The 24,015-nt window shown below is 62.4% G+C and carries 26 protein-coding genes; 13 read left to right on the plus strand and 13 right to left on the minus strand.

From position 1 onward, the window contains the following. Positions 1-391 precede the first annotated feature (391 nt). The gene (locus tag AC3WOG_RS31305) at positions 392-817 is read right to left on the minus strand and encodes a phasin family protein (RefSeq protein ID WP_492581657.1); all 426 of its coding nucleotides are present in this window, start codon (positions 815-817) and stop codon (positions 392-394) included. Between the two features lie 352 nt (positions 818-1,169). Between AC3WOG_RS31305 and AC3WOG_RS31310 the strand changes: the two genes are divergently transcribed. Together AC3WOG_RS31310 and AC3WOG_RS31315 are read left to right on the plus strand one after the other, a co-directional pair. Beyond that, positions 1,170-1,598, plus strand: coding sequence for a hypothetical protein (locus AC3WOG_RS31310; protein ID WP_492581658.1), 429 nt, complete (start codon positions 1,170-1,172; stop codon positions 1,596-1,598). A 698-nt stretch (positions 1,599-2,296) separates the two neighbouring features. Beyond that, the gene (locus tag AC3WOG_RS31315) at positions 2,297-3,067 is read left to right on the plus strand and encodes a DUF4410 domain-containing protein (RefSeq protein WP_492581659.1); all 771 of its coding nucleotides are present in this window, start codon (positions 2,297-2,299) and stop codon (positions 3,065-3,067) included. 98 nt (positions 3,068-3,165) lie between these two features. Here AC3WOG_RS31315 and AC3WOG_RS31320 read toward each other — a convergent pair whose 3' ends face one another. The 3 genes from AC3WOG_RS31320 to AC3WOG_RS31330 all read right to left on the minus strand — a co-directional run bounded on the left by AC3WOG_RS31320 (position 3,166) and on the right by AC3WOG_RS31330 (position 4,721). Continuing rightward, on the minus strand, positions 3,166-3,504 hold the full coding sequence (locus AC3WOG_RS31320; protein ID WP_492581660.1) for a type II toxin-antitoxin system PemK/MazF family toxin: 339 nt from the start codon (positions 3,502-3,504) through the stop codon (positions 3,166-3,168). 6 nt (positions 3,505-3,510) lie between these two features. Next, positions 3,511-3,801 carry an AbrB/MazE/SpoVT family DNA-binding domain-containing protein gene (locus tag AC3WOG_RS31325; RefSeq protein ID WP_410836581.1) on the minus strand — a complete coding sequence of 97 codons (291 nt, stop codon included), beginning with the start codon at positions 3,799-3,801 and terminating at the stop codon, positions 3,511-3,513. 209 nt (positions 3,802-4,010) lie between these two features. After that, entirely contained in the window at positions 4,011-4,721 is a 711-nt protein-coding gene (locus AC3WOG_RS31330) for a FadR/GntR family transcriptional regulator (RefSeq protein ID WP_492582508.1), read from the minus strand. Positions 4,722-5,082: 361 nt separating this feature from the next. On the opposite strand from AC3WOG_RS31330, the gene AC3WOG_RS31335 reads away from it, so the two are divergent. The 3 genes from AC3WOG_RS31335 (at position 5,083) to kdgD (ending at position 8,891) form a co-directional block, all read left to right on the plus strand. Beyond that, on the plus strand, positions 5,083-6,414 hold the full coding sequence (locus AC3WOG_RS31335; protein ID WP_492581661.1) for an MFS transporter: 1,332 nt from the start codon (positions 5,083-5,085) through the stop codon (positions 6,412-6,414). Positions 6,415-6,554: 140 nt separating this feature from the next. Then, positions 6,555-7,904 (plus strand): glucarate dehydratase, encoded by a 1,350-nt coding sequence (gudD, locus tag AC3WOG_RS31340; RefSeq protein ID WP_492581662.1) that lies wholly within the window; start codon positions 6,555-6,557, stop codon positions 7,902-7,904. Between the two features lie 69 nt (positions 7,905-7,973). After that, positions 7,974-8,891, plus strand: coding sequence for a 5-dehydro-4-deoxyglucarate dehydratase (gene kdgD / locus AC3WOG_RS31345; RefSeq protein WP_492581663.1), 918 nt, complete (start codon positions 7,974-7,976; stop codon positions 8,889-8,891). A gap of 61 nt (positions 8,892-8,952) precedes the next feature. Here kdgD and AC3WOG_RS31350 read toward each other — a convergent pair whose 3' ends face one another. After that, positions 8,953-9,696 (minus strand): SDR family oxidoreductase, encoded by a 744-nt coding sequence (locus AC3WOG_RS31350; RefSeq protein ID WP_492581664.1) that lies wholly within the window; start codon positions 9,694-9,696, stop codon positions 8,953-8,955. A 143-nt stretch (positions 9,697-9,839) separates the two neighbouring features. On the opposite strand from AC3WOG_RS31350, the gene AC3WOG_RS31355 reads away from it, so the two are divergent. After that, a complete protein-coding gene (locus AC3WOG_RS31355; protein WP_492581665.1) occupies positions 9,840-10,805 on the plus strand; it encodes a LysR family transcriptional regulator in 966 nt (321 codons plus the stop codon). Positions 10,806-10,860: 55 nt separating this feature from the next. Here AC3WOG_RS31355 and AC3WOG_RS31360 read toward each other — a convergent pair whose 3' ends face one another. From AC3WOG_RS31360 to AC3WOG_RS31370, 3 genes are read right to left on the minus strand one after another with little or no spacing between them, the layout of a single operon-like run. Next, entirely contained in the window at positions 10,861-12,195 is a 1,335-nt protein-coding gene (locus tag AC3WOG_RS31360; protein WP_492581666.1) for a sensor histidine kinase, read from the minus strand. Between the two features lie 59 nt (positions 12,196-12,254). Next, entirely contained in the window at positions 12,255-12,950 is a 696-nt protein-coding gene (locus AC3WOG_RS31365; protein ID WP_492581667.1) for a response regulator transcription factor, read from the minus strand. 23 nt (positions 12,951-12,973) lie between these two features. Continuing rightward, a complete protein-coding gene (locus AC3WOG_RS31370) occupies positions 12,974-13,300 on the minus strand; it encodes a MipA/OmpV family protein (protein WP_492581668.1) in 327 nt (108 codons plus the stop codon). Positions 13,301-13,425: 125 nt separating this feature from the next. Here AC3WOG_RS31370 and AC3WOG_RS31375 point away from each other — a divergent pair, with 125 nt between their 5' ends. Next, on the plus strand, positions 13,426-13,563 hold the full coding sequence (locus AC3WOG_RS31375) for a hypothetical protein (RefSeq protein WP_492582567.1): 138 nt from the start codon (positions 13,426-13,428) through the stop codon (positions 13,561-13,563). Between the two features lie 31 nt (positions 13,564-13,594). On the opposite strand, the gene AC3WOG_RS31380 is transcribed toward AC3WOG_RS31375, so the two are convergent. Beyond that, on the minus strand, positions 13,595-14,479 hold the full coding sequence (locus AC3WOG_RS31380; RefSeq protein ID WP_492581669.1) for a LysR substrate-binding domain-containing protein: 885 nt from the start codon (positions 14,477-14,479) through the stop codon (positions 13,595-13,597). A gap of 169 nt (positions 14,480-14,648) precedes the next feature. Here AC3WOG_RS31380 and AC3WOG_RS31385 point away from each other — a divergent pair, with 169 nt between their 5' ends. From AC3WOG_RS31385 to AC3WOG_RS31410, 6 genes are all read left to right on the plus strand, one after another. After that, positions 14,649-15,500, plus strand: a complete 852-nt coding sequence (locus tag AC3WOG_RS31385) for an ABC transporter permease (RefSeq protein ID WP_492581670.1) — start codon at positions 14,649-14,651, stop codon at positions 15,498-15,500. A 4-nt stretch (positions 15,501-15,504) separates the two neighbouring features. Next, positions 15,505-16,551: an ABC transporter ATP-binding protein gene (locus AC3WOG_RS31390; protein ID WP_492581671.1), complete on the plus strand. Its 1,047-nt coding sequence runs from the start codon at positions 15,505-15,507 to the stop codon at positions 16,549-16,551. Between the two features lie 26 nt (positions 16,552-16,577). Beyond that, positions 16,578-17,678, plus strand: coding sequence for an extracellular solute-binding protein (locus tag AC3WOG_RS31395; protein ID WP_492581672.1), 1,101 nt, complete (start codon positions 16,578-16,580; stop codon positions 17,676-17,678). Positions 17,679-17,688: 10 nt separating this feature from the next. Further along, complete coding sequence (locus tag AC3WOG_RS31400; RefSeq protein ID WP_492581673.1) at positions 17,689-18,519, plus strand: ABC transporter permease; 831 nt, start codon at positions 17,689-17,691, stop codon at positions 18,517-18,519. 70 nt (positions 18,520-18,589) lie between these two features. After that, complete coding sequence (locus AC3WOG_RS31405) at positions 18,590-19,066, plus strand: TIGR00725 family protein (RefSeq protein ID WP_492582509.1); 477 nt, start codon at positions 18,590-18,592, stop codon at positions 19,064-19,066. Positions 19,067-19,181: 115 nt separating this feature from the next. Further along, on the plus strand, positions 19,182-20,381 hold the full coding sequence (locus tag AC3WOG_RS31410) for a porin (protein WP_492582510.1): 1,200 nt from the start codon (positions 19,182-19,184) through the stop codon (positions 20,379-20,381). 45 nt (positions 20,382-20,426) lie between these two features. On the opposite strand, the gene AC3WOG_RS31415 is transcribed toward AC3WOG_RS31410, so the two are convergent. The 4 genes from AC3WOG_RS31415 to AC3WOG_RS31430 form a co-directional block, all read right to left on the minus strand. Beyond that, entirely contained in the window at positions 20,427-21,128 is a 702-nt protein-coding gene (locus tag AC3WOG_RS31415) for an RNA polymerase sigma factor (protein ID WP_492581674.1), read from the minus strand. Between the two features lie 20 nt (positions 21,129-21,148). Next, the gene (locus AC3WOG_RS31420; RefSeq protein WP_492581675.1) at positions 21,149-21,463 is read right to left on the minus strand and encodes a cupredoxin domain-containing protein; all 315 of its coding nucleotides are present in this window, start codon (positions 21,461-21,463) and stop codon (positions 21,149-21,151) included. Positions 21,464-21,515: 52 nt separating this feature from the next. Next, a complete protein-coding gene (locus AC3WOG_RS31425; protein ID WP_492581676.1) occupies positions 21,516-22,049 on the minus strand; it encodes a DUF4142 domain-containing protein in 534 nt (177 codons plus the stop codon). 154 nt (positions 22,050-22,203) lie between these two features. Beyond that, positions 22,204-24,012, minus strand: a complete 1,809-nt coding sequence (locus AC3WOG_RS31430; protein WP_492581677.1) for a chloride channel protein — start codon at positions 24,010-24,012, stop codon at positions 22,204-22,206. Positions 24,013-24,015 lie beyond the last annotated feature (3 nt).

Consider the following 24,015-nt stretch of genomic DNA (forward strand, 5'->3'; position numbering starts at 1 on the left):
CCGCGGCCTTGGCGCCGTTCGAGCGTGTTTGACTTTGGGGGACAGAATTCACAAGGGGCGGCGCTTCGGCGCATATATTCGCGCTACATGCCGTTTAAAGCGAACAGGTGTGCGAAAACCCCGGGCGGATGCAGAAAAATATCGAAGCGCCGCGCATGTCGATACATATGTAAGCAGGCGCTGAGAAATTGGCCTTAAATTACCGTTTTCATCTGACGATAACAGTCGGATCGAACAGCTTTTGTATGAATAGAAAAGGCCTGTTCGGACCCGCCTGTTTGAACCTGCGTTACTCAGGCAAAAAAATACCGCGGGTGACCCGATGGTCGACCCGCGGCATCGATACTTCGTCAGACCACGTCGTGCTCGAATCGAGCCATGCGACGCGCCCTTACTTCTTCTGTTGCTGCAAAAGCGATTTAAGCTCCTGCACGTTTTCTTCCACACGTTTTGCGATCACCGCATACGACTCGGCTTGCGTTTGATACGCGGCCTGCGCGAGCTGCTGCATATCGGCAAGCGACTTATGCAAACTTTGCTGGATCAGCTCGGCGGTTTTCGCTGAAGGCGCCGCGCCGCCGGTCGACAACTGCCCCGTCAGCGATTGCAATTCGCCCAGCGTGGCGCGCAGCATGTCCGCCTGTTTCTGCGCGAGCGACTGCATGCCTTGAAAAGCGGTTTGATTGGCTTGAACCAGCGCTTCCACGTCCTTGCGTCGCGCTTCCATGATGGCGGGCACGTCGAAGCCAGGGAGCTTGAACTGTTCCAGCATTTTGGTGAAATCGCCAAACGGATTGGCGGCGTCAGGTCGGTCCATGCGAAATTCTCCTTAACGTATTGGATACTCGCCGACCGGGCATCGCCGCGCTGCACTTCTCTCAACATATGACCGGTGGCCTCGCGTGTGCCGCGCGTCCCGCGAACGCCTGCTGCTTGTGGGGTCGGACGGCACATCGTTGCAATCATGCGCTATCCGGCGTTATTGCGCCAGCGGGCACACCCTGGCGTCGGCCGCCATACCAGCTCGTTTGATCGGTTCGGCCGGGCTGCCTGCAAGGCTTGGTAAGTTACAACGCGGCGTCAGTAACCCCGCGAAACGTCATGTCGACTATCGTTGCTGATGCGCCGGCGCACTGTAGCGCCGGTGTTGTCTCAATGGGAGCGACATCATGAATAAAAGATTGGTGAGCGCGGCGTTGGCCGCTGTATTGACCGTTGCCGCGGGCGCCGCGCTTGCGCAGGAAGCGCCACCGCCGCCCGCGGCGGACCATGCGCGCGGCGACGCGCTGCCGCCGCACGGGCCGATGGGTCCGGGCTTCGCGGTGGTCAACGATCTGGAACAGCTGCGCCGTCTGTATGCGATGACCGGACGCGAAGGCGACATCGTCGCGGTATATCACGAGGTGTTGAACAAGACACAGGATCCGATGCTGCGCCATTACGTGTACGACTCGCTCGCTCGTGAGCAGTTGAAGCCGGCCAACCCGGACCAGGCGATCGCGACGCTGCGCACCAGTCTCACGGAGGATCTGGCCGCGGCGAACAAGCTGCCACGCGGCACGCCGGCGGGCATGCAACCGCCTGCCGTGCCGCAGTAACAAGTCACCGTCACGCCCTCCGGCGCGGCGCGTAAGATGCGCACTTGCGGGTTGCAATGCAGTCACCAACAGGCATTGCAACCCGGCGCAACGCCGGTGCAGTTGGAAGCGCTCCCGCACAAAAACAGCGGTTTAAGGCGGCGCGTTACGTTAGCTTTCGCACATAGCCGCCCACTGCTCGCTTTTCATCTTCCATCAGTTGATTAGGATAAAAGCTCTGCAACGCTAGCGTCGGGTGAATCATGCGCTACCCACTGAACATGGCAGTCGCCGCTGCCCTTCTCGTCTTCGTCCTTTGCTGCGGCATGCAACTCGTCGTGAGATGACGTTCATGCCAGGTATTGCGCAGGCGGCATCCGACGACTTCCAGCCACCCGCTGTCGAAGTCGATTTTCTGCCACCCGTCGTCGGCTGTTAAGTCCAATTCCCTACCCTCCGCGTCGAGTAGAACGCGCGAGAATCGACGCGCCCGTTGCCGCCGTTTCGCCATGACATAGCGCGACACAATTGATGAATGGAGTTTGGGAAGTCACTCGCCCATACTTCGTTTCGCCGCCGGTGCGCCTGAACAAGCGCATGAGATCCAGAGCGTTTCACGTGCGAATGAGATCGCCGATGATGAACGATCCTACGGTTGCCCAATCATCGGACGATACGTTTGAACATCACGGCACCAGCGTGCCGACGACAGGGCGAACATGTTGACTTCAGTTAGTTTCCTCAGAAAGAAAGCCGCTCGTTTTGCATGCGTCGCGTTGGTGTGCGGCAGCGCGCTGCTGACCGGTTGCGCCGGCAGTATCACCAACGCAAGCCAGTACGGCGGCGAGCCGCAAGTGCGGCCGGACAACATTTATGTCTACACCTTCGACAGCAATCCGGATCAGGTCAAACTGGACGGCGGCATGCTGCAGAAGTTGAAGTCGCATATCGACGGCACGTCCGCCACGGAGAAACAATCCGCCGATGCAATCGACGTGCGCGAGCAGGTGGCCAACGAGATCGTGCATCAGTTGCAGTCGATGGGGCTGCGCGCGATTCGTTCGGATATCCCGGCGCCCGCCGATCAGAACGTCTTGCTGGTGCAAGGCAGCTTCGACACGATCGACTCGGGCAATCGCCGGCGCCGCATCCTGATCGGCTTGGGCGCGGGAAAGAGCCAGGTCAGCAGCTCGGTGCAGATTCTGTATAAACCGGCGGGCGGCGCGCCGCGGCTGGTGCAGCGTTTCGATGCCACCGCCGACAGCGGCAAGGCACCGGGCATGGCGGAAACAGCCGGGGTCGGCGCAGCCGCAGGAAGTATCGCCACGTCGGCAGCGGTAGGCGGCGGCTTGCATGCCGTATCCGAAACGAAGCGAGCCGGCGTGTCGGCGGACGCCAGGCGGCTGGCCGATGCAGTCGCGAAACAGGTGGCGCAGATTGGCGTGAGTGAAGGCTGGCTGTCGACGGAGCGCAGCAAGGGATCGTCGTAGTCCGCAGGTGCCGGGGCAATGCCTTATGTGACGCCCCAAGGTTGCGGCCTTGGAACGGCTAACCCAACAAAAAGGGCGCCTTTTGGGCGCCCTTTCCTTTACAAATCGAGGAACATTTTTACCGCGTATCTGGCGGCTTCCATCTCCTCATCCGTCGCTCGTTCGTCCCTCGATTGAAACTCTCTAGCCTTGAAGGAAAGAGTCGTGATCTGGTCCACGAGCGCCACACCGGGCCGAGCAAGACTAGAGAGTGGAATCTCCGTCTCCCACCCTCTCACTGTGGAAGTGATGGGCAGCCCCGTAAAGCGTCCGGTCAGTTCGTTAATATCGACGGGAGTAAGCACTAAAACCGCTCGATACCCGTCTTGTTCGTTACCTTTGCTCGGTCCGATGTAGAGCCGAATGATGTCGCCTGCTTCCGGTACTCCGTTCTGCATTGTTGTTTACCATTTGTCGAATCGCGCCGGGTCATCGGGTCCACCGATTTCCGAGCCTTGCGGTTCGCCAAAGTCGACGCTCTCATGCGGTTCCAACGTTCGCTCGCGGAGCTGCTGCAAATACCGTTCGCGAGAAAAACGCCGGATCGCCGTGTGCGGACGCACCAACACCTGTCCGTCCTGCACCTGAACGTCTACCTCCTGTCCTTCCGTAAATGCCGCCTCAGCTGCGACACTCGCCGGAATTCGAACCGCAAGACTATTCCCCCAGCGCTTAAGGGTTTGAATAGTCATCATCTTTGTCCTTTCGAACTCGCTCCCCTAAAAAACCGTGCGCGAGCCCGTTCCCTTCGTTGTAGTTTAGTGCCCTATGATCAACCAACTGTTTATACAGTGTTGATACAACGTCATCATATGCTTCAATTTCAGGCGTGTCAACAGCGTATAAACATTGCCGAAGCAACGGCTTTTCCGTCTCGGACAGCGTGCTGTTGGATCCCCGCCCTCTACCCGCCCGCTTTGCTCAACTCATGTGCGCGCCGAAGCCGTTCGCGACTGTTGCTCAGGTGCATCCGCATGGCGGCACGCGCGTCGTCCGGGTCCTGGCGTTCGATTGCCCGGTAAATCATCTGATGCTCGCTCAGCACGTTGCGCAGGTGCTCGATATGGTCGAGCTCCGCGATCTCGGCGGAGCCGAGCCGCGTGCGCGGGCTCACCGCGCGGCCGAGCTGACTGAGAACGTCGAAGAAGTAGCGATTCCCGCTGGCTCGCGCGATCTGCAGATGAAACTCGATGTCGTGCGCCAGCACATCGGTACTCCGTCGCTCCAGTTCGGACTCGAAACGCTCTAGCGCGCTGCGAATCTGCTTGAGATTCTGCTCGGTGCGCCTCGCCGCCGCCAGAGCGGCGGATGCGGCCTCGACATCGATACGAAACTCGATGATCGCCATCACATCGAGCATGTTGGAAAGGTCGGCGGCAGGCAGCTGCATGGACTCTTCCGCGGCCGGCGCCAATACAAATGTGCCGATGCCGTGACGTGTCTCGACCACTTTCGCCGCCTGCAGGCGCGAAATCGCCTCGCGAACAACGGAGCGGCTCACCGAGAGCTGCTTCATCATCTCGACCTCGGTCGGAATCCGGTCTCCCGGCCTCAGGGTGCCGCGGCGGATTTCGTCGGAAAGGGTGGCCACCACCTTCTCAGTTAGGCTGCTCATTTTGTCGCTTGTGGACTCATCAACTGGAAAAGCACACGTTGCGTGTGCGCGTAACGTCGTCTGACGTCTCGACAGGGTCATCATAGCGCAGTCCAAATCGACGACAGGTAAAATCCTAGTCATCAGACGTCTTAGTTTACCTGTGTGAAATTCAGCACCGGAACGGCACACCCCACCTTACCAGTGCCATACAAGGCGTACGATGGCAGGGTAAACACCTTATTGGAAAGTGCAGACCAAAAAAGTAGACTGTCGTCAGACAACGTATCTCGCGCGCATTGGCGAGGTATGTTTCGCTACTGCCGGATGCGGCGCGCTGCATTCGATCAGGCCGTCGAAGCGGCCGACACTGGAGACAACCTTGACCTCTGCTCTCGCCACCGCGACCGGCCCGCTCGAATCCGCGGTTTCCAAGGTCAAGCGGCACGTGCTGCCGCTCTTCCTGATCATGTTTATCGCGAACTACATCGACCGCGTGAACATTGGTTTCGTCAATTCGCATATGCAGGCGGATCTGGGCATCGGCGCCGCCGCGTATGGACTCGGGAGCGGTTTATTCTTCATCGGCTATGCGCTGTTCGAAGTGCCATCGAACGTTCTGATGCAGAAGTACGGCGCCCGCGCCTGGCTCACGCGCATCATGGGCACGTGGGGTCTCGTGGCCGCAGCCATGGCGTTCGTCTGGAACGACACGTCGTTTTACGTGCTGCGCTTCCTGCTGGGTGTCGCCGAGGCCGGCTTCTTCCCCGGCGTGGTTTTCTATTTCACGCAATGGTTGCCGCAGAAAGAGCGCGGCAAGGCCGTCGCGGTTTTCCTCGCCGGCTCGGCGCTGGCATCGGTGCTTTCCGGTCCGATTACGGGTGCGCTTCTGTCGATCCGCGGTTTGGGACTGCACGGCTGGCAGTGGATGTTTCTCGTCGAAGGCGGTTTTTCGGTCATCCTGTGCGCCGTGAGCTGGATGTTGTTGAAATCGCGTATTCGCGACGCCACATGGCTGACGGCCGACGAACAGGCGATTCTCGCCACGACCATCGCCGCAGAGCAGGCCGAGCGCGACGCGCTCGGCGCCGCGCGCCTGCCGACGGCGAAACTGCTGAAGGACCCGCAAATCCTTCTGTTCTGTTTCCTCTATTTCGCGATTCAACTGACGATCTACGCAGCCACCTTCTGGCTTCCAACGATTATCAGAAAGATGGGCGGACTCTCGGACTTCGAAGTCGGCATGTTCAACGCGATACCGTGGCTCATTGCCATGGTTGCGATGTACTGTTTCGCGGTGCTGTCGGCGAAGTGGCGCTTCCAGCAGGCATGGCTCGCGGCAGCGCTCGTCATCGCGGCTTGCGGGCTGTTTGCTTCGACGTCCGGCAATCCTGTTCTGTCGTTCGTTGCGATCTGCTTCTCCGCGATCGGATTCAAGGCTGCCGCATCACTGTTCTGGCCCATTCCGCAGGGCTATCTGGACGCACGCGTCGCCGCCGGCGTGATTGCATTGATCAACTCGGTCGGCAACCTCGGAGGCTTCTTCGCGCCGGCCGCTTTCGGCTATCTGCAGCAGCACACCGGTTCGATTTCCGGCGGCCTGTACGGGCTGGGCGTGGCGTCGCTCATCGCTGCGGCAGCCGGCTTCCTCACCCGCAATCGGTTCTCGAAGCGTGACGCGCTGGCGCAAGCAATCCATAGCAAAGCCCACTGACTGCAAGGAATAGCACATCATGAGCAACGCGCTTCCAGCTTTCTTTTCGATGCTTGTATCCGCGCTTGTATCCGCGCCCGGCGCTGCACGCCAGGACGGCACCTGCCGGTCGGATTCCTAACTTACCTGGTCCAACTCTTATGTCCACCCCTACTTCCCAATCGAACGCCACGCCGACGGTCACCGAATTGCGGGTCGTTCCAGTCGCCGGTCGTGACAGCATGTTGATGAACCTGAGCGGCGCACATGGCCCGTTCTTCACGCGCAACATCGTGATTCTGCGGGACAGCGCCGGCAACACCGGTGTCGGTGAAGTCCCCGGCGGCGAGACCATTCTCAAGACCATCGACGATGCGCGGCCGCTCGTCGTGGGTCAGTCGATCGGCAACCTTCAGGCCGTGCTCAACCAAGCGCGCACGCAGTTCGCCGACCGCGACGCCGGCGGACGCGGCTTGCAGACTTTCGACCTGCGCACGACCATCCATGCAGTGACCGCGCTCGAAGCAGCGTTGCTCGATTTGCTCGGACAGCATCTGGGCGTACCGGTTGCCGCACTCCTCGGCGAAGGCCAGCAGCGCGACGAAGTCGAAATGCTCGGCTACCTGTTCTACATCGGCGACCGGAACAAAACCGATCTGCCGTACGCAAACGGAGCAGACGGCCGCGACGATTGGGAGCGCCTTCGCACCGAACAAGCCCTAACGCCCGAAGCGGTGGTGCGCCTCGCTGAAGCCGCTCAAGCGCGTTATGGCTTCAACGACTTCAAGCTCAAAGGCGGCGTGCTGCCCGGCGACGCCGAAATCGAAGCGGTGACGGCACTTGCCGAACGATTCCCGAAGGCGCGCGTGACGCTTGACCCGAATGGTGCGTGGTCGCTTTCCGAAGCAGTTCGTCTGTGCCGCGACAAACATCACGTACTGGCCTACGCGGAAGACCCATGCGGCGCCGAGAACGGTTATTCCGGCCGCGAAGTGATGGCTGAATTCCGTCGCGCAACCGGCTTGCCGACGGCCACCAACATGATTGCGACTGACTGGCGCCAGATGGGCCACGCCATCCAGCTGCAATCGGTGGACATTCCGCTCGCCGACCCGCACTTCTGGACGATGCAAGGCTCTGTGCGGGTCGCGCAGATGTGCAATGAGTGGGGTTTGACGTGGGGCTCGCATTCGAACAACCACTTCGATATTTCTCTCGCGATGTTCACCCAGGTCGCCGCTGCCGCGCCCGGCAAGATCACCGCCATCGATACCCACTGGATCTGGCAGGACGGTCAGCGCCTGACCCGCAATCCGTTGCAGATCGTGGGCGGCAAAGTGAAGGTGCCGGAAAAGGCCGGCCTTGGCGTCGAGCTCGATCTGGACGAGCTGGACAAGGCCCACGCGCTGTATCGACAACACGGCCTGGGCGCTCGCGACGACGGCATCGCCATGCAGTTCCTGATTCCGAACTGGAAGTTCGATAATAAGCGCCCGTCTCTCGTACGCTAAGTCAAAACATTCTTTCGGCAGCGGTCCTGATGGCCGCTGCTTCTTACCAAAAAAAGACCTGCCTACGCCATGACGACCCCTCAAGAACTCAAAACCATCATCTCCGAAGGCCTGCTGTCCTTCCCCGTCACCGACTTCGATGCGCAGGGCGAGTTCCGCGCCGACACCTACGCCGAGCGCCTCGAATGGCTTGCTCCCTATGGTGCGACGGCGCTCTTCGCCGCGGGCGGCACAGGCGAATTCTTCTCGCTGACCAAAACCGACTACGCCAACGTGATTCGTACCGCGACCGAAACCTGCAAGGGCAAGGTGCCGATTCTCGCCGGCGCGGGCGGTCCGACGCGCGTGGCGATCGACTATGCTCAGGAAGCCGAGCGCCTGGGCGCGAACGGCGTACTGCTGATGCCGCACTATCTGACCGAAGCGTCGCAGGAAGGGATTGCCGCGCACGTCGAGCAGGTTTGCAAGGCGGTGAAGAACATCGGCGTGATTGTCTACAACCGCGCGAACTCGAAACTGAACGCGGACATGCTCGAGCGCCTCGCGGAGCGCTGCCCGAACCTGATCGGCTTCAAGGACGGCGTCGGTGAAATCGAAGCGATGGTGACGATTCGACGGCGCCTGGGCGACCGCTTCTCGTACCTCGGCGGATTGCCGACCGCCGAAGTCTACGCCGCGGCTTACAAGGCGCTGGGCGTGCCGGTGTACTCGTCGGCGGTGTTCAACTTCATCCCGCAGACGGCGATGGACTTCTACCGCGCGATTGCCGCGGACGATCACGCCACGGTGGGCAAGCTGATCGACGAATTCTTTCTGCCGTATCTGGCGATCCGCAATCGCCGTGCGGGCTACGCGGTCAGCATCGTGAAGGCCGGCGCAAAGCTGGTCGGCCATAGCGCAGGTCCGGTGCGCGCGCCGCTCACCGACCTGACCGACGACGAGGTGTCGCAACTCGACGTCCTCATCAAGAAGCTCGGCGCTCAGTAAGCATCCGCGAGCGCAGAGGAAGGGTCCGTGAAACGGCCCCTTCAGCAACCGCGGCTCCGCTTCAAAAATCCTGCACGGTCGGGCGCAGCACGATCTCGTTGATATCGACGTTCGCCGGCTGCTCGATCGCATACGCCACCGCCCGCGCCACCGAGTCCGCAGGGATAGCCTGCTGATAGAACTCGTCGAGCATCTTCGCGCTGGCTTCGTGCGAACTGCCCAACTTCAGCTCCGAATCGGTGACGCCCGGCGACACGATGGTCGTGCGAATCGCGCCGCCGACTTCGTGCCGCAATCCTTCGGATATCGCCCGCACCGCGAACTTGGTGCTGCTGTATACGGTGCCGCCAGGGCTGAACACTTTGATCCCGCCCACCGACGCGACATTGATGAAGTGCCCGCTGCCCTGCTTCTGAAACACCGGCAGCGCAGCGGCGATGCCGTACAGCACGCCCTTGACGTTGATGTCGATCATTCGCTCCCACTCGTCGACCTTGGTCTCGGCCAGCGGCGCGATCGCCATCAGCCCGGCGTTGTTGACAATCACGTCGACCTTGCCGAAGCGTTCGACTGCCAGCGCGACCAGCGCCTCCACATCGGCGCGGCGTGTGACATCGGTGGCAAGCACCTCGACTTTGCCGCCCTCCGCGCGCAGTTCCCCGGCAATCTTTTCGAGCCGGTCGAGGCGCCGCGCGCCCAGCACCAGTGCCGCGCCCTTCGACGACAACAGACGCGCCGTCGCTTCACCCAAACCGCTGCTTGCACCCGTGATAACAACTACTTTTCCTTCGATACCGTGACTCATGATCCGCTCCTTTGAAAAGGCGAAGTGCCTTGGTGTGAGCTGATTATGGGAGCCGCGATGGCACCGCTCAATGGAAATGATACGATTTGACAATTCCATAATCTGGAATCATCGAACGCGTCATTGACCATGCGGGAGGCACGATGCAGAACCGTCTGGAATTGCTGAGACTCTATTGCGCCGCTGTCGAAGCGAACAGTTTCAAAGACGCCGCCACGCGCCTGGGCGCCTCGCCGCAGTCGGTCACGCGAGCCGTGCAGGAGCTCGAATCGCTGGTCGGCGAAGTGCTGTTTCACCGCAATACGCGGCGCGTACGCGCAACCGAAGCGGGCGAGGCGCTGGCCGCGCGCGCCCGCGAACTCGTCCGGCAGACCGACGACCTGCTGCAACCGGGCCGCCCGGATGCCGAGGCCGGCTTGCGCGGCCTCGTGCGGATTACCGCGCCCAAGGCGATCGGCGAAACTCATCTGATGCCCGTGTTGACGCGCGTCGCGCAGCAGCATCCAGGCATCACCCTCGACGTGCGTTTGTCGGATCAGATTAGCGATGTGATCGAAGAGCGGATCGATATCGGTGTTCGAGTCGGCTTCATGCGGGACAGCCGGTTCGTGGTCCGCTCCGTCTCCAAGGCCAGTTTTTTTGTCGTAGCGACGCCGAAGCTAATACGCCGCGCCGGACGGCCGGACACCGTGCAGCAGCTCGGCGAGGTGCCGATCACCGCGCTGCTGGACCGCAATACGGGCCGCAAATGGCCATGGCAGTTCGCACAAGGCGAGCAGTTCACACCGGAGCCGTCTGCCTTCGTGACCGACGATCCTCAAGCCGAATGCCAGGCCGTGCTGGCCGGTCTCGGCTACGGTCAACTCGCCGGCTATCTCGCACAGCCTTATCTGCGCACCGGCAAACTGGTGAGCGTGCTCGACGCGCTGGCACCCGAGCCTTGGCCGATCTGTGTGTACCGGCCGCAACGGGGGCCCGTGCCGCCGCGCATCCGGCTGGTGTTCGACGCGATCGTGGAAGTGTTGTCAGGGACGGATTTTTCGGCAACGGACTTGTCTGCGCGCCTGACAGGGAAAGGCCGCTCACAAGCCGAAACCGGAGCATCGTAGGACGGCGGAACGCGATCAGCGCGGCATCTGCATGGAATACTCCGCCTGCACAGCGCTACGAAAACCAGACCACGAACCGCGTCCCCGAAACCAGACTGCTCACGGTCAAACGCCATTCGTGAGCCGTGGCAATCTCCTTGCAGATTGCCAGTCCAAGGCCGGCGCCTTCGTGTCCGGCATCAGGCGCACGCCAGAACCGCTTGAAGAGAAATGGCAAATACTCCTGTTTGATCCCCTGCCCTTCGTCCTGGACCTGCACCGAAACGCCGTCGACGACCAGCAATACCGTGCCCTTAAGAGGCGACGCATTGATCGCATTCTCGACAATGTTCTTTAGCAGAATGAACAACGCGCTCCTGTCCGCCCAGATCGACGGCGGCGCAACCCGTGTTTCGAACTGCAGCTTGACCTCCTTTCTGTCGGCCTTGCGGGCGAGATAGGCCACCACGTCCTGTGCGACGTCGACAATGCTCACTTCGCCGAAACTGAAGTTCTGCGACTCGCTGACTTCCGCGAGGTGCAACAACTGCCGAACCTGCCGAGCCATCAGATCGATTTCGCGAAGCAGCAATTCCTTGTCTTCGATCTCCGGTTGCAACTCGATCTGGCCTCGGATCAAAGTCAGTGGTGTCTGGAGTTCATGCGCGGCTGACGCGAGAAACTGCTGCTGAACGGCGAAACCGTTTTCGAGCCGGTCGAGAGCTTCGTTGAAGGCGTTGATCAGCGGTTTGATTTCGCTCGGAACGCCCCCAGTCGAAAGTCGCGTGGTGAGGTTACGCGGCGTGATACGCGCGGCGGCGCGCGATGCCTCCCTGAGCGGCCTGAGTACCCGATGCACGGTAAACGTCAGCGTCAGGCCGAAAATGATCGTGGCGACGAAAATCGTCGTCTTGACGATCGCAGGAATCTGCTTGACCTTCGCGCCGACGAGCGCGTCGACAAACCGCTCCGAAGCTGCAGTCTGGGCGTAGAAGGTCGCGGAGCCATGCTGAACCTTCAACGTCAGGACCTCGAATGGCTTCGTCCCGATCTCCACTCGCCGAATCTTGCCGACCGCTTCTGAAAGATCGCCTGCAATCCATGCTCCGCCGCCTTGGGCGCTGCCCGATGCGAGCAGCAGGTTGCCGCGTTCATCGAGTATCCGGTACTTCCGCTCCGTGGGCAGCACCTCGTAGAGCCACGCGGCCTCCTCCGAAAGCTGCACGGAGACCGGCCGGCCGGCGTCGTCGAAACGCAGGCCAGCGGTGATGTCCATGGCGCTTTCCATCTCCTCGTGCCGCCCCAGCGTGCGCTGCGGGAAATGATTGAACGCATAGATGGTGATCGTCGCCAGCACCGTGAGGCAGATCGCCAGCGCGACAATGCTGGTCACCCAAAGGCGCGCGGACAAACTTCGAATCCAGTGATTAAGCATGGTCGATGAGCATGGTGGACCGGTCGCAGTTGAGGTTAGCGCTGTTCAGCAGAGCCCGCGGCAGCCTGCAGCGCGAAACCCGCGCCGCGGATATTCGCGAGCCGTGTCGTCGCACCGATCGCGGACAACTTCTTGCGCAGACGGTGCAGCGTCACTTCCAGCGCATTAGGCGTCACCGCTTCGCCGAGTCCCCAGGCGGCATGCTCGAGCGCCGCATGCCGCACGGTTGCACCCGCCGCCTTCACGAGGCACAGCGCGATCTGCAACTCGGCAGGCGCAAGCAGCACCGATTGGCTGCCGCAACGCAGCGCGCGCTGCTGCGGATCGACGGTGAGGTCGGCAAACGATGCCACCAGTTCGGTCAGCGCCGCCGGACGGCGCATCAACGTACGCACCCGCGCGACCAGTTCGCTCATCGCAAACGGCTTGGTCACGTAGTCGTCCGCGCCGCTTTCCAGTCCGTCGATGCGGTCGTGCAGCGCGTCGCGAGCAGTCAGCATCAGAGACGGCGTCGTCTGGCCCGCCGCGCGCAAGGTCCGCAGAAAAGCCAGGCCATCGCCGTCCGGCAAACCGCGATCGATGATCAGCACCGCGTAGTCGGCCCGGCTCACGCCATAGCGAGCCTCCGAAATGTTGCCGAACACATCGGTCTCGATTCCCGCCGCAGACAAGGCGTGGCGAATCATCCCGGCGAGGCGTTCGTGGTCTTCGATCAATGCGACTCGCGACATGCGGCGGTACTCAATTGAATTCGTCAAGGTAGCCGAGTCCGGCTTGTGGAGTGAATCGCTTGCCCACGAGCGGGCTGTCGGCCATACCGCTGCCGGCATGCGACACGTCGGCATCGAGGATCGCGGATCGCGATCGGGTGGCGCGTGAACGTGTAGTCGACGCGGGTTCCCACCGACATGTCGAAGGTCGATTTTCCGGTGTACGCCGGGCGCCCGGCGCGTGCCTCCGACGACCGGACACCGTAATAGTAATCGACATATTTGCTGCTCAGCCCTTCGGCGCCGGCGGGCCAGCAGAACGAGGCGATAGCCGGCAGAAGCGCGTGCCCACAGCGAAGGGTTTTTCCCACGTCGATTCCTGGAGTAGAAAGATGAAGCGGTATCGACTCTAGAACGGTTGGACTTACTCGTTACTTACTCAAAGATCTGTATGCACATTGGGACCGGCAGAGGTGCCAGAGCGGAAAATGTCGAAGTGAAGCTTGCGCAGAATCAGCTGCTGGCGGCAAAGAACGCGGACGTGGATAGTTACAGAGGCGCACTGTCGGCAGCGGCGGCGCTTGCGCTCGCGACGGGTTCAGTCGACTCGATCCCGGCGCAGGCCGGTTGGTAGTCGCGAAAAGAGCGTTCGGGCGTCATTCGCATCAGACTCGGGACAACATCCATTCCCGAAAGCGCTTCAAACCCGGTCGTGTCTCGATGCGTTCCGTGAAATAGCAGAGATAGTGTCCATGGTCGACGTCGATCGGGGCCGTCAGGGGTTCCACGAGCGTGCCGGCGGCGAGGTTGTCGCGCACCAGAAAGGCGGGGATGAGCGCAAGCCCGAGGCCAGCCTGAGCCGCCTGGATCAGCACGGCGTATTGCTCGAAACGCGGGCCCGCAAGCACTTGCATGTCGTACACGCCGTAGAACTCGGCCCACTGGCCCCATACCCGCTCAGCCTGGCCATGCAATAGCCGGGGGACGTTCACTGCGTCCTGCGGCCGGCGCAACGCGTGCCTCTGCAGAAAATCGGGCGCGCAGACCAGCAGAAAAGTGCGGCCGTCGATGTAATCGCATTGGACCCCCTCCCAATTGCCGGCGCCGTAGCGGATGGCGGCATCCAGATCCAGCGGGAACGGATCGCCGTGCGCCAGGTGCCGGCTGAAACTGATCGTGACCCCAGGCGTACTGGACAAGAAGTCTGGTAGCCGGGGAATCAGCCATTTCGTCGTGAAGGTCGGCACGCTTGCGATCGTCAACAGGTCGCTCTGCCCGCCGGCGCTCATTAATTCAAGCGACGCGTTGCCGATGTCGCGCAACGGGTTGGCGACCCGCGCGAGGTAGAGGCTGCCTGCCCGGGTGAGCACCAGGTGACGGCCGTCGCGAATAAACAACTGCACGCCGAATGAAGTCTCCAGGCTGGCGATCTGCCGGCTGACGGCGCTCGGCGTGAGACCCAGTTCGCGCGCCGCGCGGGAAAAGTTCAGATGTTTGGCAGCGCTGGTGAACGAGAGTAATTCGGTGAGGTTCGGGTAAAGGTGTTTCATCAGCGGTTCGGCGTTGAAGTGTTCCGGATGCGCACAGCGCAATGCGTGTTTTGTACGTTTTTTTCATGACGACGCCATGTCGTATCCGCACACTTGCAAGCAATTCGAAACCTTTCACTGAGTCCAGTCATGACGTGGGGACTCAGTCCGTTTCCCAAGGAATGCCTGCATGCAAACCCCCGCCGCGCCGGCTATTCAGCCTCGTGTTCCTGCTCATCGCAGCAGCAGGCGCTTCACGTCGATCAGGCGCGTCGCGCTTCATGCCGTGGTGGCGCTCTTTGCGATCTACATGCTGCTGCCGATCGCGTTGCTGCTGATCGGCGCGTTCGGCGAAACGTGGACCAACACGTTGCTGCCGACCGGCGTCACCGGACACTGGTTCGCGGACCTCGCCGCCAACACGAGCTTCCGGCGCGCTTTCGGCGTGAGCCTGATGGTCGCACTGGCCTGTTGCTGTGCCGCTGCCGTGATCGGCTTGCCGCTCGCGTATGCGCTGCACTATCGCTCGCTCTCCGGGCGCGGTATGACGGCGCGGCTGGTCGCGCTGCTGCCGGTGGGCGTGCCTGCGCTCACGCTGGGTTTCGGTTACATCGCCATCTTCAGCGGCGACACGCTGCCGTGGCTCGGATCGTTGCCGTTGCTGATTGCCGCCCATACGGTGCTGACCTTGCCGTACCTCACGCAGACGCTGCTCGCCGACCTGCGCCACCTCGATATCGAGCGCCTCGAAGCGTGTGCCGCGACGCTCGGCGCCACGCCGCTGCGGCAGTTCTTCACGGTCGTCTTGCCCAACCTCCGGCAGAGCCTGTTCTCGGGACTCGTCATGGTGGCCGCGCTGTCGATCGGCGAATTCCAGGTGTCCAACCTGATCGCCGGCTTTCGCTACCGGAACTATCCGGTGGTGCTGCTGCAGGCGTTTTACGGCGCGACCGGCATGGCGTGCGCCGCCACCGTGGTGCTGCTGTGCCTGGCGGTGATCGCGACCCTGGTATCGATCCACACTGTTCAACGACTGAAATGAAACGATGAGCCTCCATTTCGAAAACGTGAGCTTTACTTATCCCGGCGCGCAACACGGTATCGACGCCGTCACGCTGTCGGTCACGCCAGGCGAACTGCTGGCCGTGATGGGCCGCAGCGGTTCCGGCAAGTCGACGATCCTGCGGCTGACCGCGGGCCTGCTGGACGGCTATCGCGGACGGATTGCGATCGATGGGCGCGACGTGGCGGGCGTTCCGGTATGGCGCCGCGAGGTCGGCATGGTGTTCCAGCAATACGCGCTGTTCCCGCATCTGAACGTGGTGGACAACGTGGCCTACGGGCTGCGGATGCGCGGCATCGATGCCGCGAAACGCCGGGCGCGCGCGCTCGAGATGCTCGAACGGGTCGGTCTTGCCGAACACGCCGGGCGGCGGACGACCTTGCTGTCGGGCGGGCAACAGCAGCGCGTCGCGCTGGCTCGCGCGCTGGCGTTCGAACCGAAGGTGCTGCTGCTCGACGAACCGCTTGCCGCGCTCGACGCCGGCATCCGCCAGCAGCTACGCGACGAGATTCGCACGCTGCAACGCGCATGCGGCGCCACCACCCTGCTGGTCACGCACGATCAGGACGAGGCGTTGAGCCTGGCGGACCGCGTGGCCGTGGTCGACGGCGGGCGTGTGTTGCAGGTGGATACACCGGAGCGTCTCTACGACCGGCCGGTATCGACCCAGGTCGCGCGCTTCGTCGGTCATTCGAGCGTGATGCCGGGACGCGTGATAGCGAACGGCACGGTCGACGTTTCCTTTGCGCTGCTGTCCGCCGATACCGGTGCGTTCCGCCCCGGCGACCAGGTCGAGGTACTGATTCGCCCCGAGCACGTGCAGCCCGATCCGCCGGCGAGCGCGGTCAACCGGCTCGGCGGCCGCCGCGCCGAGGTGCGTTACTTCGGCGCGACATGCCGCTACGACTTCGTTCCGGATTCCACTCAGAAACCGCTGCTGTGCGAAGGGCGCCGTCTTGCCGAACACGCCATCGCCATCGCCCCCGAACATCTGCGCGTGCTGCCCGCGCAGGCCAGTCAATTTAGCTAAATCACCTTGTTTGACGGAGAACCAGAATGCTTGCAGGGCTTAGTCTTTTGTCGCGAGTCCGCCGTATCGCCGGCGTCGTTTGTGCGTTGTCGCTCCTGACTGCCGCGCCCGGCGTTCATGCCGCGCCGGCCGCCCCCCTTTACCCCGGAGAAGACGCGTTGTACGCGAAGGCGGCGGACGAGGGGCTCGTCGTGTCGTTCGACACCGGTCCCGAATGGGCCAACTGGAAGGCGCTGTTCGCCGAGTTCAGAAAGCGCTATCCGAAAGTCGAGATTACATACAACGATATCGGCTCGGCCGCGACGGTGGTGGCGCTAGACAAGTCGCGGCGGCGTCCGCAGGCCGACACCGCGTACTACTTTGCCGCGTCCGCGCTGGACGCCGTCAACAAGGATGTGGTGGCGCCGTTCAAGCCACTCAATTTCGACAAACTGCCGCCGGTGTTTCGCGAGCGCGATGGCCGCTGGTTCACGGTTCATTCGCTGAACATCGCCCTTCTGATCAACCGCAAGCTGGTGAAGGATGTCCCGCACGGCTGGGCCGATCTGCTCAAGCCCGAGTACCGGAACTCGGTGGTCTATCTGGACCCGCGTTCGACCGGACAGGGACAGGTCGCGGTCTTCGCGGCGGCCTATGCGTTCGGCGGCAGCGTCGACAATCCGAAGCCGGGCGCCGACTTTTTCGGCAAGTTGCGTGAGGCGGGCAACGTGATGCGCGTCGAAGGCACCACCCCGTACGCGAAGTTCGTCAAGGGTGAGATTCCGATCCTGATCGGCTACGAAAACGACGGCCTCAAAGCGAAGTACGCCGACGGCATGGGCGACGCCGTCGAGGTGGTGATCCCGAAGGAAGCGACGGTTTCCGCACCGTACGCGATCAGTCTCGTGAAGGACGGCCCGAATCCGAACGCGGCGCGGCTCTGGCTGAATCTGGTCATGAGCGACGTCGGCCAGGCGCTGTTCGCGCAAGGCTACGTGCGTCCCGCTGTGCCTGACGTGCAGTTGTCGACGGACATCCGCGCGAAGATGCCCGACGTGCCGCAGGTGCATCCGCTCGACGTGGTCAAGGCCGCGGCGAAGAAGGCGGAAGTCGACCAGTTGTGGGCGCAGGCCGCGCTCGCGAAATAAGGGGCGGCAGATGGGTACCTCCTCGATGAACGAAGGGCTCGCGCGCCGCTTCGGCGCCGTCCCGGCGGGCCTCCTCCTCGCCCTGTTCTTTGCGTTGCCGCTCGGCGCATTGCTGGTATCGGCGGCCGAGGGGAACGGCGCGGCCTTCGTGCGGTTGGCCCACGATCCACTGGTAGTCAGTGCGCTCGGTCACTCGCTGGCGCTGGCGCTCGCCGCCGGCACCGTGTCGCTGGCGGTGGGGCTGCCGCTTGCGATGGCGCTGGCCGGACAGCCGCCGCAGCGGCGCGGCTGGTTGCTGGCATTGCTCGGCGTGCCGTTGGCGTTTTCCGGTCTGGTGATTGCGTACGGGTTCATCCTCGCCTTCGGCCGCGCCGGCTTCGTGACGAGTGTCTTCGCCCGCATGGGCGCCGACCCGGCCACGGTCGGGGCGCTGATCTATACGACCGCGGGTCTGGTCGCGGCCTACGCGTACTACCTGATTCCACGCGTTGCGCTGATGCTTTATCCGGCGATTGCCAACCTGGACCGCCGTCCCATCGAAGCCGCGCTGACGCTGGGTGCATCGCCGCTGCGGGCGCTCTTCGACGTGGCGTTGCGGGAACTGTGGCCTTCGATCGCCTCGGCCTGGTGCCTCGTCACATCGATTGCACTGGGGACCTACGGTACCGCACTCGCGCTCGCCGGGACGCAGATCAATATCCTGCCGCTACTGATGTATCTGAAACTTTCCGATGGACAGACGGATTTTCCGCAGGCCGCCGCGCTTTCACTGGTGCTGATGGCCGTTTGTACGAGTGTTCTGGCACTGGGGGAATGCCTTGCAAGGCAACGACAACACTGAATGGTCCAACGCCGCCAAGCTGGCGCTGCGGAGACTGGCGCTCCGCCAGACAGGCCCGACGCGGCATGCGATGCCGATCGGATTGATCGGCCCGCGGGAGGCCACGGCGGAACAGTTGCAGGCAGCAAGAAGCCTCGGTTATGCATTGGCCGACGCCGGCATGACCATTCTCTGCGGTGGCAAAGGCGGTGTGATGGAGGCAGCCGCGTTCGGTGCGGCGCGCGCAGGCGGCATCGTGATCGGGCTGTTGCCCGAGGACGATGCAAACGAGGCCAACCCGTTTCTTACCGTGGCGCTGCCGACCGGCATGGGTATTACGCGCAATGCGTTGATTGCGCGCGCCTCGCTCTGTCTCATCGCGATCGGAGGCGGGCTGGGTACGCTGTCCGAAATGGCGCTTGGCCTGCAGTGGAACAAGCCTGTCTTTACCCTGCTCGACGCACCGCTGGTAAGTGGCGCGGAGGTGTTCGAAGACGTCGATGCGCTCGCCACCCGCGTGGCGAACTGGCTGGTATTCGCGGAGCAGACGCAAGCTGCCGCTGGCTGAACCATGGGGCGGGCGCAAATCGTAGGCAGTAGACGCACACGCATGAAGTCCTGACGGAACGTGTAACTGAATCAATTCGATGTTTTTTATTCTATAAATAGGCGTACTTATCATGATGAAAAGGACCGCACTGGCATGTTTCGCATTGAGCAGCATGTCGCTCGCCGCACACGCGCAGAGCAGCGTGACTCTGTACGGGATCGTAGACGCCGGCCTGGGCTATACGAGCGGCCAACGTGTCGCCCAGACCAAAGGCGCGCCGGGCAAACCGGTTGTCTATAGCAACGCGTCGAACTATGGGTTTGCGAGCGGCACCTGGTCAGGCGACCGTTGGGGTCTGAAGGGCAAGGAAGACCTGGGCGGTGGCCTGGCGGCGGTGTTCCAGTTGGAGAACGGCTTTAACATCGGCACCGGACAGCTGGGCCAGGGCAGCCGCGAGTTCGGCCGCCAAGCATGGATGGGTCTGTCGAGCGAGAAATTCGGCAAGCTCACGCTGGGCCGGCAGTACGATCCGATCGTCGATTTCGTCGGCACGATCGGCGCCGGGTCGTTCCTCACCGGCATGGGCGCGCACCCAGGCGATCTGGACAATATCGACAATCAGGCGCGCGAGAACAACTCGATCAAGTACACGAGCCCGTCATTCTCAGGGTTCCAGTTCGGCGCGCTGTACGGATTCGGCAATCAGGCGGGCAGCGTCAAGAACCAGAGCACGTGGAGCCTGGGCGGCCAGTACACGAATGGTCCGTTCGCGATCGGCGCGGCCTACATGCAGGCGAACAACGCCTATGGGGCCAACGGCGGTGCGTGGACGGGCGCGTATGACGGCACGTTCGCGTCGTCGATCAACGAAGGCTTTGCGTCGGCCAGGAATCAGCAGATCATCGCCGCCGCGAGCACGTACCAGATCGGCCTCGTGACGCTGGGTGTGTCGTACAGCAATACGCAGTACACGCCTGGCAGCTTCTCGCTGTTCACGGCCAAGGAAACTTTCAACTCGGCGGGCCTGACCGTCGCGTATCAGGCGACGTCCGCGTTGCGCCTGGCCGCCGGCTACGACTACACGCAAGGCAGTTCGATCAACGGCGGGGCCGCTCCAAAGTACAACCAGTTCAACTTCGCGTCGTATTACTTTCTGTCCAAGCGCACTGCCCTCTATGGGCTGGTCGGTTATCAGAAGGCAAGCGGCAAGACGCTCGACGCATTCGGCAACGTTGTCAACGCGACGGCTTCGGTTGGCGACGTGGGCAACGGCATTTCGTCAGCGAACAATGCGCAGACACTGGTGCGCGTGGGTATCCGGCAGACGTTCTAAAGGCCTGGCGGCGGGAGAGGCGGCACGTGCCCCTTCCGTCTAATGTTAGCCGCCTTCGTCCGGGTCCTTCGTCGCACGTGACAACACTGCTGCGACCACCCGGTCACAATGAGCGCCTCCGAACTCGAACAGATCGCGCTCCGCGAGATCGATCTCGCGCGCCAGCGATTCGCGTAGCAGGCTTCTCGCCCGGAAATGGCGGCTACGTACGGTAGCCTCGGGAATGCCCAGGCACGCCGCGGTTTCCTCCACACTCATTTCCTCAACGGAGCGAAGTACGAAAACCGTGCGGAAAGCATCGGGGAGTTCGTCCAGCTTGTGCTCGAGCAAAGCCCGCATTTCCGCACGCGCAACTTCCGCCTCTGGCGGCCCCGCATCAGGTGCGGCCATCGCATCAGCATCCACGTCAGTGTCCATATTCACGATTGGAATCACGTTCTGACGACGTGCGTATCGGCGCAGCCGCCCAAGGCATTCATTGCGCACCAGTCGCGAGAGCCAGGTGAGCAGCGCGCACTCGCCTCGAAATTGCCCAATCGACCGGTAGGCTGATAGATACGCCTCCTGTAGCGCGTCCTCGGCTTCCGCATCATTGCGCAGCGTGGCACGCGCGAGCCGGTACAAGCGCCGATTGTGCCGACGCATCAGCAGTTCGAAGGCGCTCTGGTCGCCGGCGGCAATACGGCGCACGATGGCCTGCTCGTCGTCCACGGAAGGTGTCGTATATGCCGCAACCAGGTTTGTCATGCGTGCCTCGCCGTTCCGTGTTACCGCACAATCAGCAGCGCTTGCATCGTGGGGTGGAAACTGCACCCGTATGGATAGTTGCCGGCCTTGCGCGGTACGTAGCTCCAGGAGGCATTCGGCGCGATGCTGCGCGAATCGAAGGCCATGGAGTTTGCGCTTGCCGTGTGCGGAATCAGATCTTTGTTGGTCCACACCACACGGTCTCCGTGCTGCACAGTCAGCGTCTGCGGATTGAATCGCATCCCCTCGATCGTGACGAGGTATGTCCCCGGCGCCGCATCCGTATCGCGCCCTGTTACAAGCAGGCTACCGGCTACGATAGTGCAAGCGAGCACAAAGCCTCGTCGTGTCGTGCCCCGGCATCTGCATGGAACGGCAACAAAACGGTTAGCCACCGCTCTTCCCCAGCGACGCCTGGATCATCCTGGCATGCTCAAGATGGGCGACAAAGGCCGGCCGGACTTTGACCAGCAGCGCTTTCAACTCCGCATTTTGCGCATTCGGGATCAAGGTCCTGTCGATCGCGTCAAGAACCGCCTCGTGATAGGTCACTTCATGGTCAATATACGCCCGGTCGAATGCTGCGCCATCGAGCTTCTTCAGCGTCGCAACATTGGCGAGACCGCCTTGCGCGAGGCTCTGGCTCGTCGCGTTTTCCTCCGGCGTGACCTTCAGCCGGTGAACGAGATCTGTGGCCGCCTGGTTGACGGCACTGTGGTCGGTAACCATGAGTTGCGCGAACGCTTTGACGTCTTTCTTTCCGGTCTTCGACTCCGCGAGTTTCGCTGCGTCGATATCGACCTGATTGGCCGTCACCACAATCGCCGCAATCTGCGGGTCCGTCGGGCCGGCAGATTGCGCCCACGCGGCCAGGCTAACAAACGCCAGCACGCCTGCCCATCCGGCATGGATTAGTTTCATGAGGCTTCTCCCCAGTAATCATCGCAAGTCATCCCCCGCCCGGAGGACTGGTTCGATTGGACTTCCGATGTGGAGATAGATGTCGCCTCTGCCACCCGCGTTCCCGAGCCGTGTAGCGGACCCGTCCCGCGGCGGCACCGACAAATCGACTGTTTTATCCCGCCCGTCGCACCGGAGGGAAGCGCTTAGTGTTCCGGCTGAACTTCACACGCCGGAATCGCTCTTTTTTGTGCTCTTCTTCAAAATGCGCGAGTGACGGCTTGACCAGATCGCTTCGTGAGACGATGCCGACCAGACGCATGGTCTCCCGGTCGGCGACCACGGGCAACCGTTCAAGACCATGTACAGCGAGCCGGGTTGCGACAAGCCGGCACGTCTCGCCGGGCAACGCCACGACCGGGGTGCTGCCACGCAACACGTCGGCAACACGTGCGTCGAGCACCGGGCCGGTTTCGTCGCCGCGGAAACGTTCGAGTGCGGCGCGATCGACGGTGCCGGCCACGGCGCCTTTGTTCGTAACCGGATAGGCGCGGTGTGTTTGTGTCGCACCGAAGAACAGCGCGAGCACGTCACGTACGGGCATGTCGGCATCGATGGTCTCGACTGAACGCGACATCACCTCGTCGACATGATGACGCTCGAGCGGATCGACCCCATATTCGCGGTAAATGTGATATCCGCGGCGGGCGATTTTTTCCGTCATGATGGAGCGCCGCATGACCACCGTCGCAAAGCCGTGCGCGACCAGCGTGGCGGCCAGCAAGGGCAACAACGCATTGCTGTCGTGCGTCAGTCCGAATGCGAATACGATCGCCGTCAGCGGAGCCCCAAGCGTGGCGCCAAGCGTTGCCGCCATGCAAACGAGCGGCCACAGCGCGGGCTCGCCGCCCGGCAGCACGTGACCGAGTACGGTTCCAAGCCCTGCCCCCAGCATGAGCAGCGGAGCGAGAACCCCGCCCGACGTTCCGGAGCCCAGCGCGACGACCCAGATGACTGCCTTCACGATCAGAATGGCGGCAGCGACTTGCAGCACGATGTGCTGATGCAGCAAGTCGCCGATCACGTCGTAACCGACGCCGAGCGCACGAGGCTCGATTAATCCGCCGATCCCGACCACGAGGCCGCCAAGCGCGGGCCACCACATCCAGTGAACCGGCAGCTTGCCGAACAGATCCTCCGTCTTGTACAGCGCGGCTGACAGACCGGAAGCCAGCGCCCCGCTCAGCAGGCCGGCAATGACGCAGGACACGAGCGACAGCGCATCGGGCGGCGCCGTTTCGAGCGGAAACAGAGGGCCCGTACCGAAGAATGCGGCCCGTGCAAACCCGGCGACGGCGCAGGCCAATGCGACCGGTAAAAAGCTGCGAGGCCGCCATTCGAACAACAGCAGTTCAACCGCCAGCAGCACGGCAGCCACGGGGGTGCCGAAGACCGCCGTCATCCCCGCTGCCGCGCCGGCGACAAGCAACGTCTTGCGCTCCGCGGAAGTCAGCTTCACGCACTGCGCGATCAGCGAACCGAGGGCGCCACCCGTCATGATAATCGGGCCTTCGGCGCCGAATGGCCCGCCACTGCCGATCACAATGCCGGACGACAGCGGCTTGAGGATCGCGACCTTCGGCGACATGCGGCTCTTGCCGAACAGGATGGCTTCGATCGCTTCCGGAATGCCATGCCCGCGGATTTTTTCGGACCCGAAGCGGGCCATGAGGCCCACGATCAGGCCGCCAGCCACCGGTATCAGAATCACCCAGCCGCCGAGTGTGTTCTGTGCCGGCGACCGGTCCGCGAACGAAAACGCGCCAAAGAAGAAAAGGTTGGTGAAGAGGTGAATCAGGCTTAGCAGCACAAAAGCTGCGAGCGTGCTGAGCGCGCCGATGCCGGCGGCAAGCGCCGAAATGCCGGGAAGCCGCGCGTTGACGGAAAAGTCGCGCTTATGGGGGTCGAGGGTGTCGAGACTCATGGC

The sequence above is a fragment of the Paraburkholderia sp. FW306-02-B genome (genome assembly GCF_058782725.1).

Bases quoted from the DNA above. Each gene is read 5' to 3' on its own strand.
- AC3WOG_RS31305 (WP_492581657.1), bottom strand. From the start codon at position 817: ATGGACCGACCTGACGCCGCCAATCCGTTTGGCGATTTCACCAAAATG.
- AC3WOG_RS31310 (WP_492581658.1), top strand. From the start codon at position 1,170: ATGAATAAAAGATTGGTGAGCGCGGCGTTGGCCGCTGTATTGACCGTT.
- AC3WOG_RS31315 (WP_492581659.1), top strand. From the start codon at position 2,297: ATGTTGACTTCAGTTAGTTTCCTCAGAAAGAAAGCCGCTCGTTTTGCA.
- AC3WOG_RS31320 (WP_492581660.1), bottom strand. From the start codon at position 3,504: ATGCAGAACGGAGTACCGGAAGCAGGCGACATCATTCGGCTCTACATC.
- AC3WOG_RS31325 (WP_410836581.1), bottom strand. From the start codon at position 3,801: ATGATGACTATTCAAACCCTTAAGCGCTGGGGGAATAGTCTTGCGGTT.
- AC3WOG_RS31330 (WP_492582508.1), bottom strand. From the start codon at position 4,721: ATGAGCAGCCTAACTGAGAAGGTGGTGGCCACCCTTTCCGACGAAATC.
- gudD (WP_492581662.1), top strand. From the start codon at position 6,555: ATGTCCACCCCTACTTCCCAATCGAACGCCACGCCGACGGTCACCGAA.
- kdgD (WP_492581663.1), top strand. From the start codon at position 7,974: ATGACGACCCCTCAAGAACTCAAAACCATCATCTCCGAAGGCCTGCTG.
- AC3WOG_RS31350 (WP_492581664.1), bottom strand. From the start codon at position 9,696: ATGAGTCACGGTATCGAAGGAAAAGTAGTTGTTATCACGGGTGCAAGC.
- AC3WOG_RS31355 (WP_492581665.1), top strand. From the start codon at position 9,840: ATGCAGAACCGTCTGGAATTGCTGAGACTCTATTGCGCCGCTGTCGAA.
- AC3WOG_RS31365 (WP_492581667.1), bottom strand. From the start codon at position 12,950: ATGTCGCGAGTCGCATTGATCGAAGACCACGAACGCCTCGCCGGGATG.
- AC3WOG_RS31380 (WP_492581669.1), bottom strand. From the start codon at position 14,479: ATGAAACACCTTTACCCGAACCTCACCGAATTACTCTCGTTCACCAGC.
- AC3WOG_RS31385 (WP_492581670.1), top strand. From the start codon at position 14,649: ATGCAAACCCCCGCCGCGCCGGCTATTCAGCCTCGTGTTCCTGCTCAT.
- AC3WOG_RS31390 (WP_492581671.1), top strand. From the start codon at position 15,505: ATGAGCCTCCATTTCGAAAACGTGAGCTTTACTTATCCCGGCGCGCAA.
- AC3WOG_RS31395 (WP_492581672.1), top strand. From the start codon at position 16,578: ATGCTTGCAGGGCTTAGTCTTTTGTCGCGAGTCCGCCGTATCGCCGGC.
- AC3WOG_RS31400 (WP_492581673.1), top strand. From the start codon at position 17,689: ATGGGTACCTCCTCGATGAACGAAGGGCTCGCGCGCCGCTTCGGCGCC.
- AC3WOG_RS31405 (WP_492582509.1), top strand. From the start codon at position 18,590: ATGCCGATCGGATTGATCGGCCCGCGGGAGGCCACGGCGGAACAGTTG.
- AC3WOG_RS31410 (WP_492582510.1), top strand. From the start codon at position 19,182: ATGAAAAGGACCGCACTGGCATGTTTCGCATTGAGCAGCATGTCGCTC.
- AC3WOG_RS31415 (WP_492581674.1), bottom strand. From the start codon at position 21,128: ATGACAAACCTGGTTGCGGCATATACGACACCTTCCGTGGACGACGAG.
- AC3WOG_RS31425 (WP_492581676.1), bottom strand. From the start codon at position 22,049: ATGAAACTAATCCATGCCGGATGGGCAGGCGTGCTGGCGTTTGTTAGC.
- AC3WOG_RS31430 (WP_492581677.1), bottom strand. From the start codon at position 24,012: ATGAGTCTCGACACCCTCGACCCCCATAAGCGCGACTTTTCCGTCAAC.